Origin of the sequence: Pseudomonas sp. MWU16-30316, assembly GCF_020515645.1 — a bacterium.
Taxonomy (GTDB): domain Bacteria; phylum Pseudomonadota; class Gammaproteobacteria; order Pseudomonadales; family Pseudomonadaceae; genus Aquipseudomonas; species Aquipseudomonas cerasi.
In genome coordinates this window covers 193,264-209,157 of record NZ_JAIZAZ010000001.1, presented here as the reverse complement: position 1 = coordinate 209,157, position 15,894 = coordinate 193,264, and the positions used below count along the sequence as shown (strand labels likewise).

Genomic DNA, 15,894 nt, shown 5'->3' with positions numbered 1-15,894 from the left:
ACCGGCGAAGCGAAACGCCTCGGTACGGCTCGTGGCGCCAGGCTGTAACCCTGGCTGACAAAGTCGCCTGTTCGACACACGACCTTGTGGGCAGTTACCTGCAACGCTTGCCCTGAAAGCAAATCTGCGCCGCCTGCGACTGCATACCGTCCCCCATTGTTGCCGGGGAACGATTGTCGAAAAAACTTACTGATCCGATGTCACTACGCTCGGCTGACCCAGATTGGCCGACCTGACGCTGTTTTGCAGCTGCTGGGCTTCACCCTGCGTGTCGATCGGTCCCATCCGCACTCGATAGAGCGTTTGCTGATTGCGCGCTATCGAGCTGACGAACACCGGCGCTCGAACCATCCCGCTCAATTTCGACCTCAGGAGTTCCGCAGCGTCCGGATTGGCGAAGGCTCCCACCTGGAGAAACAGCCCAGCGGCTTGTCCTGAAGCGTTTTTTTTTGCGTCAACCTGCAACGGCACGACAGGTGCGGCGTGCTGCTGAGGGGGTGGCGTGTACTGCTCGACGGTGCCGGTCGAAGTGGACAGCGCAGGCGGCGTCGCCTGGGCAACGACCTGCGGCTGATTGAGCATCAGCGGCGCCGGACGACCACGTTGCGCCCACCATTCCTGCGGGTCGATCCCTTCTACCTTGACGCGTGCAGTGCCGGTTTCGGCGTAGCCGAGCTTTTTGGCGGCCGCATACGAAAGGTCGATGATACGGTCGGAATAGAACGGCCCGCGATCGTTGACGCGCAGGATCACCGTACGATTGTTGTCCAGGTTAGTCACTTTGACATAGCTGGGCAGCGGCAGGGTCTTGTGCGCGGCACTCATGCCGTACAGGTCGTACACCTCGCCATTGGCGGTGTTCTGGCCATGGAACTTGGTGCCGTACCAGGAGGCGGTGCCCGAAGCGACGTAACGCTTGGCATCGCTCATCGGGAAGTAGGTCTTGCCCAGCACGGTGTACGGATTGGCCTTGTAGGCCCCGGTGTGCAGGGTCGGCGTTGCATCAGGGATACGCGAGACATCCACATCCCACCACGGCGCGCCGTCCTTGTGGGCCCGGTTGATATCCAGCCCCGGCATCGAGCGCACGACTGCACCGCCTTTTGGCGACTGCGACGACGTTGTGCGTGACGGAGACGAGCAGCTGGCAACCAGCACTGCCAGGCCGGTCAGCGCCAGAAGCTTGAATGATTGAAGAATTGGCGATGCCCGCATTACTTGACGCCTCGAGCTTGAACCAACGATTCAGACAGCTGATATACGGCCATGGCGTACATCACACTGCGGTTATAACGGGTAATTGCATAAAAATTGTTCAAACCCAGCCAGTATTCAGGACCATTGTCGCCTTCCAGACGAAACGCCGTCACCGGCATATCGTCGCGCAGCGCATCATGACTCGCCCAGCCCAGCTGTCGCAACTCCCCGACCGACATTACCGGATCAAGCGCAGGGCTCAACCCCTCGTCAACCCGGTCGCCACGCGCTGTGGCACGACTGACCACCGGCTGCCCGGCCACCCAGCCATGACGTTTGAAATAGCTGGCGACACTGCCGATTGCATCGTCCGGGTCGGTCCAGATATTGATGTGGCCGTCGCCGTCGAAATCCACTGCATAGGCGCGGAAACTGCTCGGCATGAACTGCGGCAGCCCCATTGCCCCGGCATACGAGCCCTTGAGGGTCAGTGGATCGACCTGCTGCTCGCGAGCCAGCAGCAGAAACTCGCGCAACTCCTTGCGGAAAAACTGGGCGCGTGGCGGGTAATCGAAGCCAAGCGTCGACAGTGCGTCGATGACCCGATAGTTACCGGTATTGCGGCCGAAAAAGGTTTCTACACCAATGATCGACACGATGATCTGCGCCGGCACGCCGTATTCCTGCTCGGCACGCGCCAGGGCCGCCTCATGCTGACGCCAGAAGTCGACACCGCGAGCAATGCGCGTGTCGGTGATGAACATCGGCCGATACTCTTTCCACTGCTTGACCCGTTCGGCCGGGCGGGAAATGGCATCGAGAATGGCCTGCTTGCGCTCGACCTCCCGAAACAGACTCATCAACTGCTCACCGGCAAAACCATGATCGCGGGTCAGTTCACCGACGAATTCCGCCACTTGGGGCGAACCTTCATAGTCGCCCGCCAGTGCCTCTTGCACCGAGCCAAGGATGCCCACCAGACCGACCACCGGAGCATATCGAGCCCAGTTACGCATTGCTTGCATTGAATAGTTCACCTTAATCAAACCTGAGCGATCCATTTACGATGTGTATGGATCGACATCAAAACCCCAAACGCTGACAGTAGGGTCACGAGCGAAGTTCCGCCGTAGCTAATGAAGGGCAACGGCACCCCCACCACTGGCAGCAGGCCACTGACCATACCGATGTTGACGAAAACGTAAACAAAAAACGTCATGGTCAACGCGCCAGCCAGCAGTTTGCCGAATAATGTCTGCGCCTGTGCAGTGATCACAAGCCCGCGACCGATCAGCAGCATATAGATGATCAGCAGCGCACAGATGCCTACCAGGCCGAATTCTTCACCCAATACTGCAATGATGAAGTCGGTATGGCTTTCCGGCAGAAAGTCGAGGTGCGACTGGGTGCCAAGCAGCCAGCCTTTGCCGAACACGCCGCCCGAACCGATGGCAGCCTTTGATTGAATGATGTTCCAGCCGGTCCCCAGCGGATCGCTTTCGGGGTCCAGAAACGTCAGTACGCGCTGCTTCTGGTAGTCATGCATGAAGAAGAACCACATGGCCACCGCCGCCGGTACGGCCGCCGCCAATACGCTGATGATCCAGCGCCAGCGCAAACCGGCCATGAACAGCACAAAGGCACCCGAGGCCAGAATCAGCAGCGACGTCCCCAGGTCAGGCTGGCGAACGATCAGAATGAACGGCACACCGACCAGTGCGAGACTGACCGCCACATGCTTCAAATGCGGGGGCAGCGTGCGCTTGGACAGGTACCAGGCGATGGTCGCCGGCATGATGATCTTGAGAAACTCCGAAGGCTGGAAGCGGATCACCCCGGGAATGTTGATCCAGCGCGTCGCGCCCATGGCGTTGTGGCCCATGACATCCACCACTACCAGCAGCAGGACACCGATGACATACAGTACCGGCACCCAGCGCGCCATGAAGCGCGGCTCCAGCTGGGCGATCACCACCATCGCCACCAGACCGATACCGAACGAACTGGCCTGCTTGATCAGCAGATCCCAGTTCTTGCCGCTGGCCGAATACAGCACGAACAGGCTGCCCGCCGCCAGCGTCAGCAGCAGGATCAGCAATGGACCATCGATATGAATGCGCTGCAGAAAGGTAGCGCGGCGACGCATCACGTCTTCACTGGACAGGATGCGGTCGAAATTACTCTTCACGGGCCGCAGCCTCCAGATTCAGGGAACCGGCGTACTCGGGTTTGAGATGGCCGTTTTCGTCGAGCAACCAGGCGTCCAGGACCTGACGCACGACGGGTGCAGCAACGCCGGAACCGGATTCGCCGTTCTCGACCATCACTGCAACAACGATTTTCGGGTTGTCGGCCGGGGCGAAGCCGACGAACAAGGCGTGGTCGCGATGACGTTCCTGCACCTTGGTGCGGTCGTATTTCTCGCCCTGCTTGATGGCCACCACCTGGGCCGTACCACTCTTGCCGGCGATCCGGTACTGCGCACCGATGGCGGCCTTGCGCGCCGTACCGCGCGCGCCGTGCATCACTTCCTGCATGCCGTGGTTGACGCGCTCCCAGTTGGCCGGATCGCGCAGCACGATGTTCGGCATCGGGTTTTCATCCACAGGCGCCTTGCCTTCAATGGTTCTGGCCAGATGCGGACGGTTCCACACCCCCTTGTTGGCCACCAGCGCGGTCGCCTGGGCCAGTTGCAACGGCGTTGCCTGCATGTAGCCCTGACCGATCCCGAGGATCAGCGTCTCGCCGGGGAACCAAGCCTGACGACGCGTGGCGCGCTTCCATTCACGGGAAGGCATCAGGCCGGGAGATTCTTCGAACATGTCCAGCGAGACCTTCTGCCCGATACCGAACTTGTTCATATAGGCAGCGAGCCGATCAATGCCCACCTTGTGCGCCAGATCGTAGAAGTACGTGTCATTTGAACGCATGATCGCCGTGTCCAGATCAACCCAACCGTCGCCGGTGCGGTTCCAGTTGCGGTACTTGTGATCGTAATTGGGCAGTTGGTAATAGCCTGGATCGAATACCCGCGAGCCAGGCGTCACCGCACCGGTATCCAGCCCGGCAATCGCCACCGCAGGCTTGATGGTCGACCCCGGCGGGTAAAGTCCTCGCAGGATGCGGTTGAACAGCGGCCGGTCGATGGAATCGCGCAGCTCGGCATAGGCCTTGAAGCTGATGCCGGTGACAAACAGGTTCGGATCGAAGCTCGGCGCACTGACCATCGCCAGCACTTCACCGGTAGCCGGATCCAGTGCGACGACCGCGCCACGACGACCGCCCAGCGCGGCTTCGGCAGCCTCCTGAAGGTTGATGTCCAGGCTCAGGACGATGTCCTTGCCGGGGATCGGGTCGGTGCGCTTGAGCACACGCAGTACGCGACCACGGGCGTTGGTCTCGACCTCTTCGTAGCCGACCTGACCATGCAGCTCGGGCTCATAAAAGCGCTCGATACCGGTCTTGCCGATGTGGTGCGTGCCGCTGTAATTGATCGGGTCGAGGCTCTTGAGCTCTTTCTCGTTGATCCGTCCCATGTAGCCGACCGAGTGGGCAAAGTGCGGCCCTTGCGGATAATGCCTGACCAGTTGCGCAACCACTTCGACGCCCGGCAGGCGGAACTGGTTGACGGCGATCAGGGCGATCTGCTCTTCGCTCAGCTCGAACAGGATGGGCACCGGCTCGAACGGCCTACGCCCCTGCTTCATGCGCTTTTCGAAGATGATGCGATCGTCAGGGGTGAGCTGCAGGATCTCGACAATGGTGTCGAGCACGCTGGACCACTCGCCTGCGCGTTCACGGGTCATGCTGAGACTGAAACTGGGCCGGTTATCGGCGACCACAACGCCATTGCGATCGTAGATCAGCCCACGGCTGGGCGGAATCGGCTGAACGTGAACGCGGTTGTTTTCCGAAAGCGTGGAGTGATACTCGTACTGGATGACCTGCAGGTAATACAACCGGGCAATCAGCACGCACACCAGCAACACCACCGCCACGGCACCGAACACGACCCTGCCGCGCACCAGGCGTGCGTCCTTTTCGTGGTCTTTGAGGCGGATCGGTTGAGACATTTAGGCCGTATTCACAGTAAAGACGATGCTACTTGTGATAAGGGTGCCCGGACAGGACCGTCCAGGCGCGATACATCTGCTCGCCGATCAGGATGCGCACCAACGGGTGCGGCAGGGTCAGCGGCGACAGAGACCAGCGTTGTTCACTGCGGGCACAGACTTCAGGTGCCAGCCCCTCGGGGCCGCCGACCATCAGGTTGACCGTGCGTGCATCGAGACGCCAGCGATCGAGTTCGACCGCCAACTGTTCGGTGCTCCACGGTTTGCCATGCACTTCCAGCGTGACAATCCGCTCGCCCGGCTGCACTTTTGCCAGCATCGCCTCGCCTTCCTGACGGATAAAGCGTGCGACGTCGGCGTTTTTGCCTCGGGTATTGAGCGGAATTTCCACCAGTTCCAGCGCAAGCTCGGAGGGCATCCGCTTGGCATACTCGTGCCAACCTTCTTCCACCCACTTGGGCATGCGCGAACCCACAGCGATCAGACGCAGACGCACATCAAAGCCTTATTCGTTGCCTGGTGTGTGGTGCGCAGCGCTGGCAGCACGGCTTTGCTCTGCACCCTGCCACAAGCGCTCAAGGTCGTAGAACTGGCGTGCGGCAGCGGTCATCACGTGGACGATCACATCACCAAGGTCCAGCAGGACCCAGTCGCTGTCACCCTTGCCTTCTTCGCTCAGGGACTTCAGGCCGGCAGCCTTGACCTTGTCACGGACGTTATCGACCAGTGCGTTCAACTGACGGTTGGACGTACCGGTGCAGATCAGCATGTAGTCGGCGATGCTGGTCTTGTCGCGCACGTCGATGGTCAGGATGTCGGCACCCTTGACCTCTTCAAGGGCTGCAATCGCAACATTGATGACTTCTTCACTGCTCATTTTTTGCTTTGTCATATAAAACTCATTCAGCTCGTATGTGTGGGACCGTCCAGACGCTTGTCGATCAAAGCAGTTTCAGGACGACCCATCAGTGTTCGGCGCGCGGTAAAGTCCGCGTGCATCGATATAGGCCAGTACCGCGTCTGGCACCAGAAAACGTACCGACTTACCGCTGGCCAGCAGTTGACGGATCTGGGTGGCAGACACCGATAAAGGCGTCTGCCAGACGAATGTAATCTGTCCACCCGGCCCTTTCAGGGCCTTGGGATCGCTGACTGCGCGGGCCGCCAGCAGATTGCGCATGGCATCCGGCGACTCGCTGTCCGCATCCGGGCGTTGCAGCACCACGATATGGCAGTGCTCCAGCAGTTCTTCCCATCTGTGCCAGGTCGGCAGCCCGCAAAAGGCATCCCAACCGAGCAACAGGAACAACTGGTCCCGAGGCGCCAGTTCGGCGCGCATCGATTCCAGTGTGTCGAGGGTGTACGACGGTTTGTCACGCTTCAGTTCACGGTCATCCACCGTCAGGGGCGAAACACCCGCAACGGCGCTTTGAACCATCGCCAGACGATCCTCTGCGGTGACGCTCGGCATGTCACGATGCGGAGGCCTGGCGCTGGGCGTCAGGCGCAACTCATCGAGTTCCAGCAATTCGGCCACTTCGAGCGCACCGCGCAAATGACCGATATGAACCGGGTCGAACGTGCCCCCAAGCATGCCGATACGTCTGGGCAGCGCGGTCATGGGGCTATTCAAGTCAGGCTTGTCCGCGCAATTGGCCGTCACCGATCACGATGTACTTCTCGCAGGTCAGACCTTCAAGACCGACAGGACCGCGGGCGTGCAGCTTATCAGTAGAAATGCCGATCTCGGCACCCAGGCCGTATTCGAACCCGTCAGCGAAGCAGGTCGGCGCGTTGACCATGACCGAACTGGAATCGACCTCGGCCATGAATCGGCGCACCTGACTCTGGTGGTCCGAGACGATGGCGTCGCTGTGATGCGAGCCGTAGTGGTTGATGTGCTCGATGGCTTCATCCAGACCGGAGACGATGCGAATCGACAGAATCGCCGCCAGGTACTCGGTGTGCCAGTCGTCCTCGGTGGCCGGGATCACGTCGATCAAGTCACGGGTACGCTCGCAACCGCGCAACTCGACGCCCTTCTCGCGAAACTGCGCGGCCATCGACGGCAGAAGGTCGGCGGCAATGGTCTGATCGACCAGCAGGGTTTCCATCGCGCCGCAGATCCCGTAACGGTAGGTCTTGGCGTTGAAGGCGATCTTCTGCGCCTTGGCCAGATCGGCGTGGGCGCTGACATACACATGGCAGATGCCATCCAGATGCTTGATGACCGGCACACGCGCGTCGCGACTGACGCGTTCGATCAAACCCTTGCCGCCGCGCGGTACGATGACGTCCACGTACTCGGGCATGGTGATCAGCGCGCCAACCGCCGCACGGTCGGTGGTTTCGACCACCTGCACGACAGCAGCGGGCAGCCCGGCCTCGGCCAGACCGCGTTCGATGCAGGCCGCGATGGCGCGATTGGAATGAATGGCTTCGGAACCACCGCGAAGGATGGTTGCGTTTCCGGACTTCAGACACAGACTGGCAGCATCGATGGTCACGTTCGGACGTGACTCGTAGATGATTCCGACAACACCCAGCGGCACGCGCATCTTGCCGACCTGAATACCCGAAGGCCGATAGCTCATGTCGCGGATCGCACCGACCGGGTCTGCAAGCGCTGCAACCTGACGCAAGCCGATGATCATGCTGTCGATCCGGGCGGGGGTCAGCGCCAGACGCTCGAGCATGGCCGGTTCGAGCCCGTTCGCCTGACCATTGGCCAGGTCCAGCGCATTGGCGGCAGACAGCTCGGCGCGGGCTTCGTCCAGAGCGGCGGCAGTGGCCTGCAGGGCGCGGTTCTTCTGCGCAGTGCTGGCACGACCGATCACTCGCGAAGCTTCGCGGGCGGCGCGACCCAGGCGGGTCATGTAGTCAAGAACGGACTCAGTCATTGGTCTCAGAGGTCTTGGCAAAGAGGAAAGCGGCTGATTATAGCTGTCGTGCCGTCCGAACGACAGCGCAGACAGGCGGATGGTCAATATCAGTGCGCAGATTTTTCGCCACAGTGACGGGTGTTGCCGGCGGCAATGCGCAGACAGGCATCACGCACGGGCCTAACGACATGTCATGCGTCGGTCACGTTCAGAAACAACAAAGTGCCTAATCCAGACACATTCAGCTGCAATTAAAGTTGCGCTTGTTATCATCGGGCTCTTTCCCAATGTACCCGTCTGATTATGCCCACAGCCCTACCCGACCACTTCTTTCACCGCGATGCCCAGTTGCTGGCGCGCGATCTGCTGGGCAAGGTCATCCGTCACAAGGCAGGCGATCTGTGGCTGGCCGCGCGGATCATCGAAACCGAGGCTTACTACTGCGCCGAAAAGGGCAGTCATGCCTCGCTGGGCTATACCGAGAAACGCAAGGCGCTGTTTCTCGACGGCGGCCACATCTATATGTACTACGCGCGCGGCGGAGATTCGTTGAATTTCAGCGCCGAAGGGCCGGGCAATGCCGTACTGATCAAGTCGGCATTTCCCTGGACCGACGCGACCAGCGACGAAAACGCGTTGGCGCAGATGCAGTTGAACAACCCCGACGCCAGCGGTGCGATGCGCCCGGCGCAACGACTGTGCGCTGGCCAGACGCTGCTGTGCAAGGCGCTCGGCCTGAAAGTCCCAGTGTGGGACGCCAAGCGCTTCGACCCGCAGAGTTTACTGGTCGAGGACGTCGGTCAGACACCCGAACGCGTTATCCAGACCACCCGACTGGGCATTCCTGCCGGTCGCGATGAGCACCTGATGTATCGCTTCGTGGATGCCGGTTACGCCCGTTTCTGTACACGGAACCCCCTCAGACGCGGTCAGGTCGAAGGCCGCGACTACCTATTTCTCGATCAAGGAAACTGACCGATGGGCGATCTGCTCAATGGAATGACCGGCTGGCTGACCGCAAATCCTTCCTGGGTGGCTGTCGCGATCTTTTTGGTGGCCTTCACTGAATGCGTCGCGATCGTCGGGATCGTCGTGCCGGGCACGGTCATCATGTTTGCCATCGCCGCCTTGGCGGGCAGCGGCATACTGCCGTTGAGCGAAGTGCTATTACTGGGTTTTCTCGGCGGGCTGCTGGGTGACGCGGTGTCGTACTTCATAGGCCGGCGCTTTCATCAGAATATCCGTCAGTTGCCCGGCTTGCGCACGCACCCGGAGTGGATGGAAGGTGCGGAAAAATACTTCCACCGTTACGGCATCGCCAGTTTGCTGGTCGGACGTTTCATCGGTCCGTTGCGCCCGATGCTGCCGATGATCGCCGGTATGTGCGACATGCCGCTGCCGCGCTTCGTGGCGGTCAGCGTGCTGGCGGCGGCCGGCTGGTCGATTGCCTACCTGATGCCGGGCTGGGCAGCCGGCGCGGCCATTCGCCTACCACTGCCGGAAGGCTTCTGGCCCGAAGCGGCCGTGGTCGGCGGCAGCCTGGCCGTGCTGTTCGGGCTGAGCATCCAGAGCAGTATTCGCCAGAAACGCTACGCAACCCGACTGATCTCCGCGCTCAGCCTGGTGCTGGTCGCGGCGCTGTTCTTCGGCTTTCCCTTGCTGGCCGACTTCGACAACGGCCTGATGACGCTCATCCAGGAACACCGCAGCGAAGCCACGCAACACATCGTGGTCTTCGTCACCAGCATCGGCGATTTCAGGGCGCAGTTGCTGGCCGCCAGCCTGCTGATCATCGTGCTGGCGGTTGCCAGGCAATGGCGCCACGCAGCCTTTGCCCTGGCCGCCACACTGGGCACCGCGATCGCCAACGGCGTCCTGAAAACGTTTTTCGCCCGCGCTCGCCCGGAGGTGCTGTTAGAGCCGCTGACGACGTACAGCATGCCCAGCGGCCACAGCTCGGCAGCCTTTGCGCTGTTCATGACTCTGGCAGTGCTGGCCGGACGCGGCCAACCCGTGCGCCTGCGCCTGACCTGGATGCTGGTCGCCGGTATTCCGGCCCTGGCAATCGCGCTGTCGAGGGTTTATCTGGGCGTGCATTGGCCCACCGACATTCTCGCCGGCATGCTTCTGGCGTTCTGCGTCTGTGCCGCCAGCCTGGCGTTCATCCAACGCAAGGCCCCCTTGCCGGCCATGTCGGTGCGCGTCTGGTGGCTCGTTGTGCCAGCCATGACCGCACTGCTGGGTATCTTCGCCGTTCGTGCACTGTCGCACGGGGTGCTGCGTTACCAGTATTGATCGACAGCACTGATCGCGCCCGCCCATGACGGGTGCGACACTTCTCAAATCTGGCACCTTGCCAGTGCTCTTTCGGGGCGTTGACTACACTCTCCAGTGACAGATGAGTGTGCAACGGCGTGATCGAAGGAGTGTTGATGTCTCCACTGGATGGTTATACGGCGATGCCCTCCCGGCAGCGCGGCGCAATCGGCCTGATGGCCGCGCTGACCATGGGCCTGGCGTTGCTGTGCACGCTGACCGTTATCGACAGCGGCAGGCTGTATCTGGAAAAGCGCTCGTTGCAGCGGGTTGCGGACATAGCCGCACTGGAAGCGGCGGGCCGTAGAGGAACGTGCAGCGGCACAGCGGCCACGGCGCCCGATTTCGCCAATCAGAGCGCCACTCGCAACGGTTTCACCCCCAATACCGATGGCCGCACCCTGGCGACTCGTTGCGGAACACTCACGGTGGACGTCGCGGGACCGCGCGTATTTGTCGCTGATTCGACGCAGGCGCTGGCTATCCAGGTGGTCGCGGCTCATCCGGTGCCGCGCAGCATTGCAGCCGGTATTGGCGCACTGTTCGAAAAAACGCCCTCCCCACCCAACGTCACGATCAGCGCCACCGCGGTTGCCGCCAGTGCCGCGCCGCTGGCGGCACTGACCATTCGCAGTGCGGCAGTCACCGTGGACAGCACCGGTGCCGCCCTCCTCAACCCGGTGGTCGGCAGCCTGTTGGGGGGCTCGTTGAACCTGAGTGTTGCCAACTGGCAAGGCATCGCCGACACCAACCTGAGCCTGCTGAGCTACCTGAACAGGCTGAAAACCGACCTCAGCCTGACGGCCGTGGGCTACAACGATGTACTCAACACCTCGGTATCGGTCAGTCAGTTGCTGCAGAGCGCAATCAATATCATCAGTCCGAACGCCACGCTGGGCGGTGCCGCCGCCATTCAGGGCCTGCAAGCCTTGAAGCTGGCCGCTGGAACGACCACCGTGCTGCTGGGGGATCTACTGTCAGTGCAGAGCGGCACGGACCTCGCCGCGCTGAATACCAATCTGCGGTTGATGGATCTGGTTCAGGGCCTCGCGCAACTGGCCAACGAAAAGACCGGTGTTCTGACCGCGTCCCAGATCAATGTCGCCGGGCTGGCGCAGGTCACCACACGCATTCAGGTGATCGAGCCGCCTCAGTTGTCGGCCATCGGCGACCCGAGCAAAATCGACCCGCTCAACCCTCGAAACGGTGCAAACCGGATTTACGTGCGCACGGCACAAATGCGCGCGCTGGTGTCGATCAACCTGCCGGTGCTCGGCACGATAACCTCGCTGGCCAATACCGCAGGTTCGGTGATCGGCAGCCTGACGCCGATCCTCAACAGCGCATTGGGCCTGAACATTGCCGGGCTGGGGACCTCGGCCACCTGCGCGCTGGGACTGAACAGTTGCATGGTGACCGACTTCAAGTTTCTGACAGACAGCTCGTCAAACTCGGGCCCGAGAATCGACATGAGCCTGTCAATGGCCAGCGCCGACAGCTACGTCACCGGTTTTACCTGCACCAGCAACGCCAGCAAAACCCTCAACGTCAAGACCGACGCCGCGCTGCTCAATGCCAAGATCGGCTGGATCGACAGTGCATCGGCCTTCCCCGCCAGCACTGATCCGGCGGCAATCACCGCACTGCCTCTGCCTGTCATCGATATCGGCACCAAAACCTGCCAGAAGATCGCCGGGCTGCTGGGCAATTGCACCGCCCGCACGCCTTTCGGGGGTGGCGGCATCGGCCTGACCTTCGACAATGTCAGCCAGTCGGCACTGGGCAGCTCGACGGTGACCAGTACGACGTTCAGCTCGCCCAACCTGCCGGAGATCAACAGCGCCCCGTATTACCTGGCAGGCGTTGCGCACACCAAGCCGAGCACCTTGCTCAACGGCACGGCGTCAAGCGTCAAAGTGAATGTGTATAAACCGGCGACCAGCAATGTGCTGGGCAACGTCATCACCGGCGCGGCCACCACGCTGAGCAGCCTGACCCTGGCGCTGGACGCGATTGTCGATGACACCCTGGCACGCTTGCTGACGTCGGTTGTCGACCCCCTGTTCGAATCGCTGGGCGTGAGCATGGGGGCTACCGACGTCGGCACCAACCTGAGTTGCAACCTGGGTCAGGCGACACTGGTCATTTAGCTGCCGGTCTGATCGGCGTTGAAGATCGGCAGCTCGATCTGGAATCGAGCACCCTCGCCGACGTTGGCGACGCTGAGCTGGCCGCCCATCTGGTCAACGATGCCATAACTGACGGACAAGCCCAGACCGGTGCCGACCCCCACCGGTTTGGTGGTGAAAAACGGCTCGAAAATGCGCTCCAGCAACCGCGGGTCAATGCCCCCGCCATTGTCCTGAACCGCCAGGCGGATGATGTTTTCATCGCGTTCTGCCTCGACGCTGATCCACGGCTGGAAATCGCGGTCCTTTTCCCGACGCGACAACAAGGCATCACGGGCATTGACCATCAGGTTGATCAACACCTGCTCAAGTTGATCGACATGGCCACGAACCTGCACCGCGTCGATCATCGCGCCGACCCGCAACTGCACGGCCTTGCCTTTCATGCCTTCAGCCAGCATCGAGATCGTGCCTTCCACCGCCTGGGCCGGATCGAACAACTGCTCCTCTACCTCAGAGCGGCGACCGAATACCCGCATATGATCGACCACCCGGGCGGCACGCTGCACCTGGGTGTCGATGCGATTGAGTTTTTCGGTGAGGTATTCGATGTCCACATCACCCCGGCCCAGACGCTTGAGAACGTTGACCACGGCCATGCGCATGACGTTGAGCGGCTGATTGATCTCGTGGGCCAGACCGGTGGACATCTCGCCAAGCGTTGCCATCTTCGCGCTCTGATTCAACTGCATGCGCGAGCGACGTACATCAGTGTTGTCACGGCCTACCGCCTGCACTTCGACCAGTTTGCCGTGCTCATCGAATACTCCCCGGTCGGCCCATATCCACCAGGCATACTCGCGTCCCGGCAGCTCGATGCAGATTTCTTCGGTACTCACCGGCGCCTCCGGAGTCAATTGACCGATACGCCGGATGAACGCCTCACGCTGCTCGTCCGACAGCCAGTCGCCCAGGTTGATCCCGGTCAGTTGCTCGGGTGTGCACTCCATATAATTGGCCAGCGGCCGGTTGCCGAAACTCAACACCAGATCCGGCGTGTAGCGGCAGATCATGGCCGGCGAATCCTCGACCAGAATGCGGTAACGCTCCTCGCTGCGTCGTATATGCTCGGCGGCCAGGGTGGCCTCGGTCACGTCCAGCCACAGCCCCACCGCCTCCACCGGCATGCCAAGGTCGTCACGCAGCAATCGCGCCTCGTCCAGCAGCCAGTGGTATTGACCGTTCCGGTTGCGCAATCTGAACCGGCGACTGACGAATCCTTCGCGCAGCAGTTGGCGGTTACGCTCGAACCAGATGTCGTGATCTTCGGGATGGATGTATCCCGCCAGTTGCCCATCGGCGCAATCGGCCAGCGTCCAGCCCAGCAAAGGCGTGAGGCTGTCACTGAAAAAGGTTGGCTCCAGATTGCCGCGATCGTAACGCTGCACGTAAATCACCGCTGGCGAACTGGCAATCAGGTTATCCAGCCGGGCATGGGCGGCAGCGGCCTCGGTTTCCTGATTCTTGATATCGCTGACATCCAGCATGAACCCCAGCACACGCTGAACCTGCCCTCGGATCAACGCCTGCCCCTGAATACGAAACCAGAGGGTTTCCTGGGCGGGATCGCTTTGCGCCAGACGCACACAGAGCAACAGCGGTGTGCCCTTGTCGCGTAACTGCGCGAGGCGACTGGACAGTTCCTGTCGATCGGCGGGATGAATCAGCGCCAGCCAGTCCTGACGCGACAGGCTCTCGACCTGGTCGCCCAGACGCAGACTGCGAGCCAACTGCGGCGCCAGCAAAACCTCGTCACGATCAGGCACCAACTCCCACCATCCGGTGCCCAGCAGGTCCTGAAGCACTGCCAGGCGTTCGACATGGTGACGGTTGGTCTGCTCGGACAGGCGAAAAAGCACCGGCCCGGCCAAGGCCGAGCACAGGTTCAGCCACTCTCGCTCGCCAAGGTCCGGAGCCTGCTGCTGCGCGTTATAAAATCCGAACATCAGCCAGGCCTTGGCAACGTTATCGCGACTGTGGGGGATCAGAAAACCGTCAGCATTGCCGAAAGCACTTTGCAGCGCCCCCTGATCCACAACGCCGTCAAACCTCAGCTGTCGCGTAGCGTCGGCGTTGAATCGATCCAGCGCGGAGCCCAACCGCTGCCCGACCTGCCACAACTCGGGCGCCGTATGGGCGCTGTACTGACAATACACGCGCCAGCCAACACCGCCGACCTCCGGCAACACCAGTGCTACACAGGGGATGCGCCACAGCTGCGCGAGTTCCTCCAGTTGCTCGCTCACCACCGCAGTCAGGCGGTCGACGCTGCACCCTCGCACACGCTCGGCCATTTGCCCGGCGAACCGCAGGCACTGCTGACGGCTGCGTGCGGCACTGGCCTCCTCCATCAGGTCGCTGATATCCAGCAATTGCAAGAGCCAGCCCTTGCCATGCGCCTGCACCCAGCCTCGGGCGTGCAAGGTGTGTGCGTCGGCACTCTTGAAGTCCAGGTCGAGCATGTGCCCCAGCCAGTCACGCGGCACGCCTTCGATGACCAGCGCGCTATTGGGTAACAGCAGACTCATCAATCGCTGGGCAGCCGGCAGTGGCGCAGCCATGTCCAGGCGGGCAAGCAAGTGCGGGCTGATGCTTTGGATGCGGCCCTCGTCATCCAGCAGCAGATAGAGGTCCGCACCGATCGGACCGGGCTCGCTCGATAAGGGCAAGGGCTGCGGCACTTGTGTTGCTTCACCACGGCCCAGCCAACGGCTCAAACGATTCTTTTCAAGGGACAAGTTGCAGACTCGCTTGTGCAGTCAGGTTGCTCGGCAAGCGCGGGACCTCCCCGATACCAGGGAGGGTCAGCAAGGGCAGAACCTGAGCCAGTCGGGCCTTGGGGTACTGGATGGTCACTGTCAGAATGCCTGCGCTGTAAGTCACGCTGGTGTAGCTGACATTGAAGCCCAGCGCTGGAGGTATCCACGACAACTGGTTCATGACCACACTCTGGGCCTGACTCTTCAACACCTCGTTATAGCCAGTAACTGTCGGACTGAGGGCAACACTTCTGCGCACCGCTTCACTGGCGGCGGCATTGAATGACTGGACCATGAGCAACGGCAGGCTATAACTCACCATGCCGTAGAACACGGCAAAGAAGATAACGAACACCGCAGAGAATTCAATAGCAGCAGCCCCGTGTTGACGGCGGGGCAAGGTATGTTGCGGAACTGTTTTCATATCGACGTCTACCCTGACATGTACTGCATCAACACAGCATAGATTCTTTCCCGA

At 61.2% G+C, this 15,894-nt stretch carries 13 protein-coding genes; 3 read left to right on the top strand and 10 right to left on the bottom strand.

Going from position 1 to position 15,894, the window contains the following annotated elements; genetic code table 11:
• Window positions 1–186: 186 nt before the first annotated feature.
• The 8 genes from LCH65_RS01095 to LCH65_RS01060 are packed head-to-tail and all read right to left on the bottom strand — an operon-like array spanning window position 187 to window position 8,170.
• The gene (locus tag LCH65_RS01095) at window positions 187–1,215 is read right to left on the bottom strand and encodes a septal ring lytic transglycosylase RlpA family protein (protein WP_003431690.1); all 1,029 of its coding nucleotides are present in this window, start codon (window positions 1,213–1,215) and stop codon (window positions 187–189) included.
• A complete protein-coding gene (gene mltB, locus LCH65_RS01090; RefSeq protein WP_002555333.1) occupies window positions 1,215–2,222 on the bottom strand; it encodes a lytic murein transglycosylase B in 1,008 nt (335 codons plus the stop codon). The genes LCH65_RS01095 and mltB overlap by 1 nt, the downstream gene beginning before the upstream one ends.
• 17 nt (window positions 2,223–2,239) lie before the next feature.
• Entirely contained in the window at window positions 2,240–3,343 is a 1,104-nt protein-coding gene (rodA, locus tag LCH65_RS01085) for a rod shape-determining protein RodA (RefSeq protein WP_003368803.1), read from the bottom strand.
• 31 nt (window positions 3,344–3,374) lie between these two features.
• Entirely contained in the window at window positions 3,375–5,270 is a 1,896-nt protein-coding gene (gene mrdA, locus LCH65_RS01080; protein WP_003431692.1) for a penicillin-binding protein 2, read from the bottom strand.
• A 28-nt stretch (window positions 5,271–5,298) separates the two neighbouring features.
• Window positions 5,299–5,766 (bottom strand): 23S rRNA (pseudouridine(1915)-N(3))-methyltransferase RlmH, encoded by a 468-nt coding sequence (gene rlmH / locus LCH65_RS01075; protein ID WP_002555336.1) that lies wholly within the window; start codon window positions 5,764–5,766, stop codon window positions 5,299–5,301.
• A 9-nt stretch (window positions 5,767–5,775) separates the two neighbouring features.
• The gene (gene rsfS, locus LCH65_RS01070) at window positions 5,776–6,162 is read right to left on the bottom strand and encodes a ribosome silencing factor (protein WP_002555337.1); all 387 of its coding nucleotides are present in this window, start codon (window positions 6,160–6,162) and stop codon (window positions 5,776–5,778) included.
• Between the two features lie 60 nt (window positions 6,163–6,222).
• The gene (nadD, locus tag LCH65_RS01065; protein ID WP_161420682.1) at window positions 6,223–6,882 is read right to left on the bottom strand and encodes a nicotinate-nucleotide adenylyltransferase; all 660 of its coding nucleotides are present in this window, start codon (window positions 6,880–6,882) and stop codon (window positions 6,223–6,225) included.
• Between the two features lie 22 nt (window positions 6,883–6,904).
• Window positions 6,905–8,170, bottom strand: coding sequence for a glutamate-5-semialdehyde dehydrogenase (locus LCH65_RS01060; protein WP_226439060.1), 1,266 nt, complete (start codon window positions 8,168–8,170; stop codon window positions 6,905–6,907).
• Between the two features lie 285 nt (window positions 8,171–8,455).
• On the opposite strand from LCH65_RS01060, the gene LCH65_RS01055 reads away from it, so the two are divergent.
• The 3 genes from LCH65_RS01055 to LCH65_RS01045 all read left to right on the top strand — a co-directional run bounded on the left by LCH65_RS01055 (window position 8,456) and on the right by LCH65_RS01045 (window position 12,618).
• Entirely contained in the window at window positions 8,456–9,127 is a 672-nt protein-coding gene (locus LCH65_RS01055; RefSeq protein ID WP_096104744.1) for a DNA-3-methyladenine glycosylase, read from the top strand.
• A gap of 3 nt (window positions 9,128–9,130) precedes the next feature.
• Entirely contained in the window at window positions 9,131–10,447 is a 1,317-nt protein-coding gene (locus tag LCH65_RS01050; RefSeq protein ID WP_096104743.1) for a bifunctional DedA family/phosphatase PAP2 family protein, read from the top strand.
• Between the two features lie 137 nt (window positions 10,448–10,584).
• Entirely contained in the window at window positions 10,585–12,618 is a 2,034-nt protein-coding gene (locus LCH65_RS01045) for a TadG family pilus assembly protein (RefSeq protein ID WP_226439059.1), read from the top strand.
• Here LCH65_RS01045 and LCH65_RS01040 read toward each other — a convergent pair.
• Window positions 12,615–15,395, bottom strand: a complete 2,781-nt coding sequence (locus tag LCH65_RS01040) for a PAS domain-containing sensor histidine kinase (protein WP_226439058.1) — start codon at window positions 15,393–15,395, stop codon at window positions 12,615–12,617. The two genes, LCH65_RS01045 and LCH65_RS01040, sit on opposite strands and share 4 nt — an antisense overlap.
• A complete protein-coding gene (locus tag LCH65_RS01035) occupies window positions 15,385–15,840 on the bottom strand; it encodes a TadE/TadG family type IV pilus assembly protein (protein ID WP_003431704.1) in 456 nt (151 codons plus the stop codon). Before LCH65_RS01035 ends, LCH65_RS01040 begins: the two co-directional genes overlap by 11 nt.
• Window positions 15,841–15,894: the final 54 nt, after the last annotated feature.

Bases quoted from the DNA above. Each gene is read 5' to 3' on its own strand.
- LCH65_RS01095 (WP_003431690.1), bottom strand. From the start codon at position 1,215: ATGCGGGCATCGCCAATTCTTCAATCATTCAAGCTTCTGGCGCTGACC.
- mltB (WP_002555333.1), bottom strand. From the start codon at position 2,222: ATGCAAGCAATGCGTAACTGGGCTCGATATGCTCCGGTGGTCGGTCTG.
- rodA (WP_003368803.1), bottom strand. From the start codon at position 3,343: ATGCGTCGCCGCGCTACCTTTCTGCAGCGCATTCATATCGATGGTCCA.
- mrdA (WP_003431692.1), bottom strand. From the start codon at position 5,270: ATGTCTCAACCGATCCGCCTCAAAGACCACGAAAAGGACGCACGCCTG.
- rsfS (WP_002555337.1), bottom strand. From the start codon at position 6,162: ATGACAAAGCAAAAAATGAGCAGTGAAGAAGTCATCAATGTTGCGATT.
- LCH65_RS01060 (WP_226439060.1), bottom strand. From the start codon at position 8,170: ATGACTGAGTCCGTTCTTGACTACATGACCCGCCTGGGTCGCGCCGCC.
- LCH65_RS01055 (WP_096104744.1), top strand. From the start codon at position 8,456: ATGCCCACAGCCCTACCCGACCACTTCTTTCACCGCGATGCCCAGTTG.
- LCH65_RS01050 (WP_096104743.1), top strand. From the start codon at position 9,131: ATGGGCGATCTGCTCAATGGAATGACCGGCTGGCTGACCGCAAATCCT.
- LCH65_RS01045 (WP_226439059.1), top strand. From the start codon at position 10,585: ATGTCTCCACTGGATGGTTATACGGCGATGCCCTCCCGGCAGCGCGGC.
- LCH65_RS01035 (WP_003431704.1), bottom strand. From the start codon at position 15,840: ATGAAAACAGTTCCGCAACATACCTTGCCCCGCCGTCAACACGGGGCT.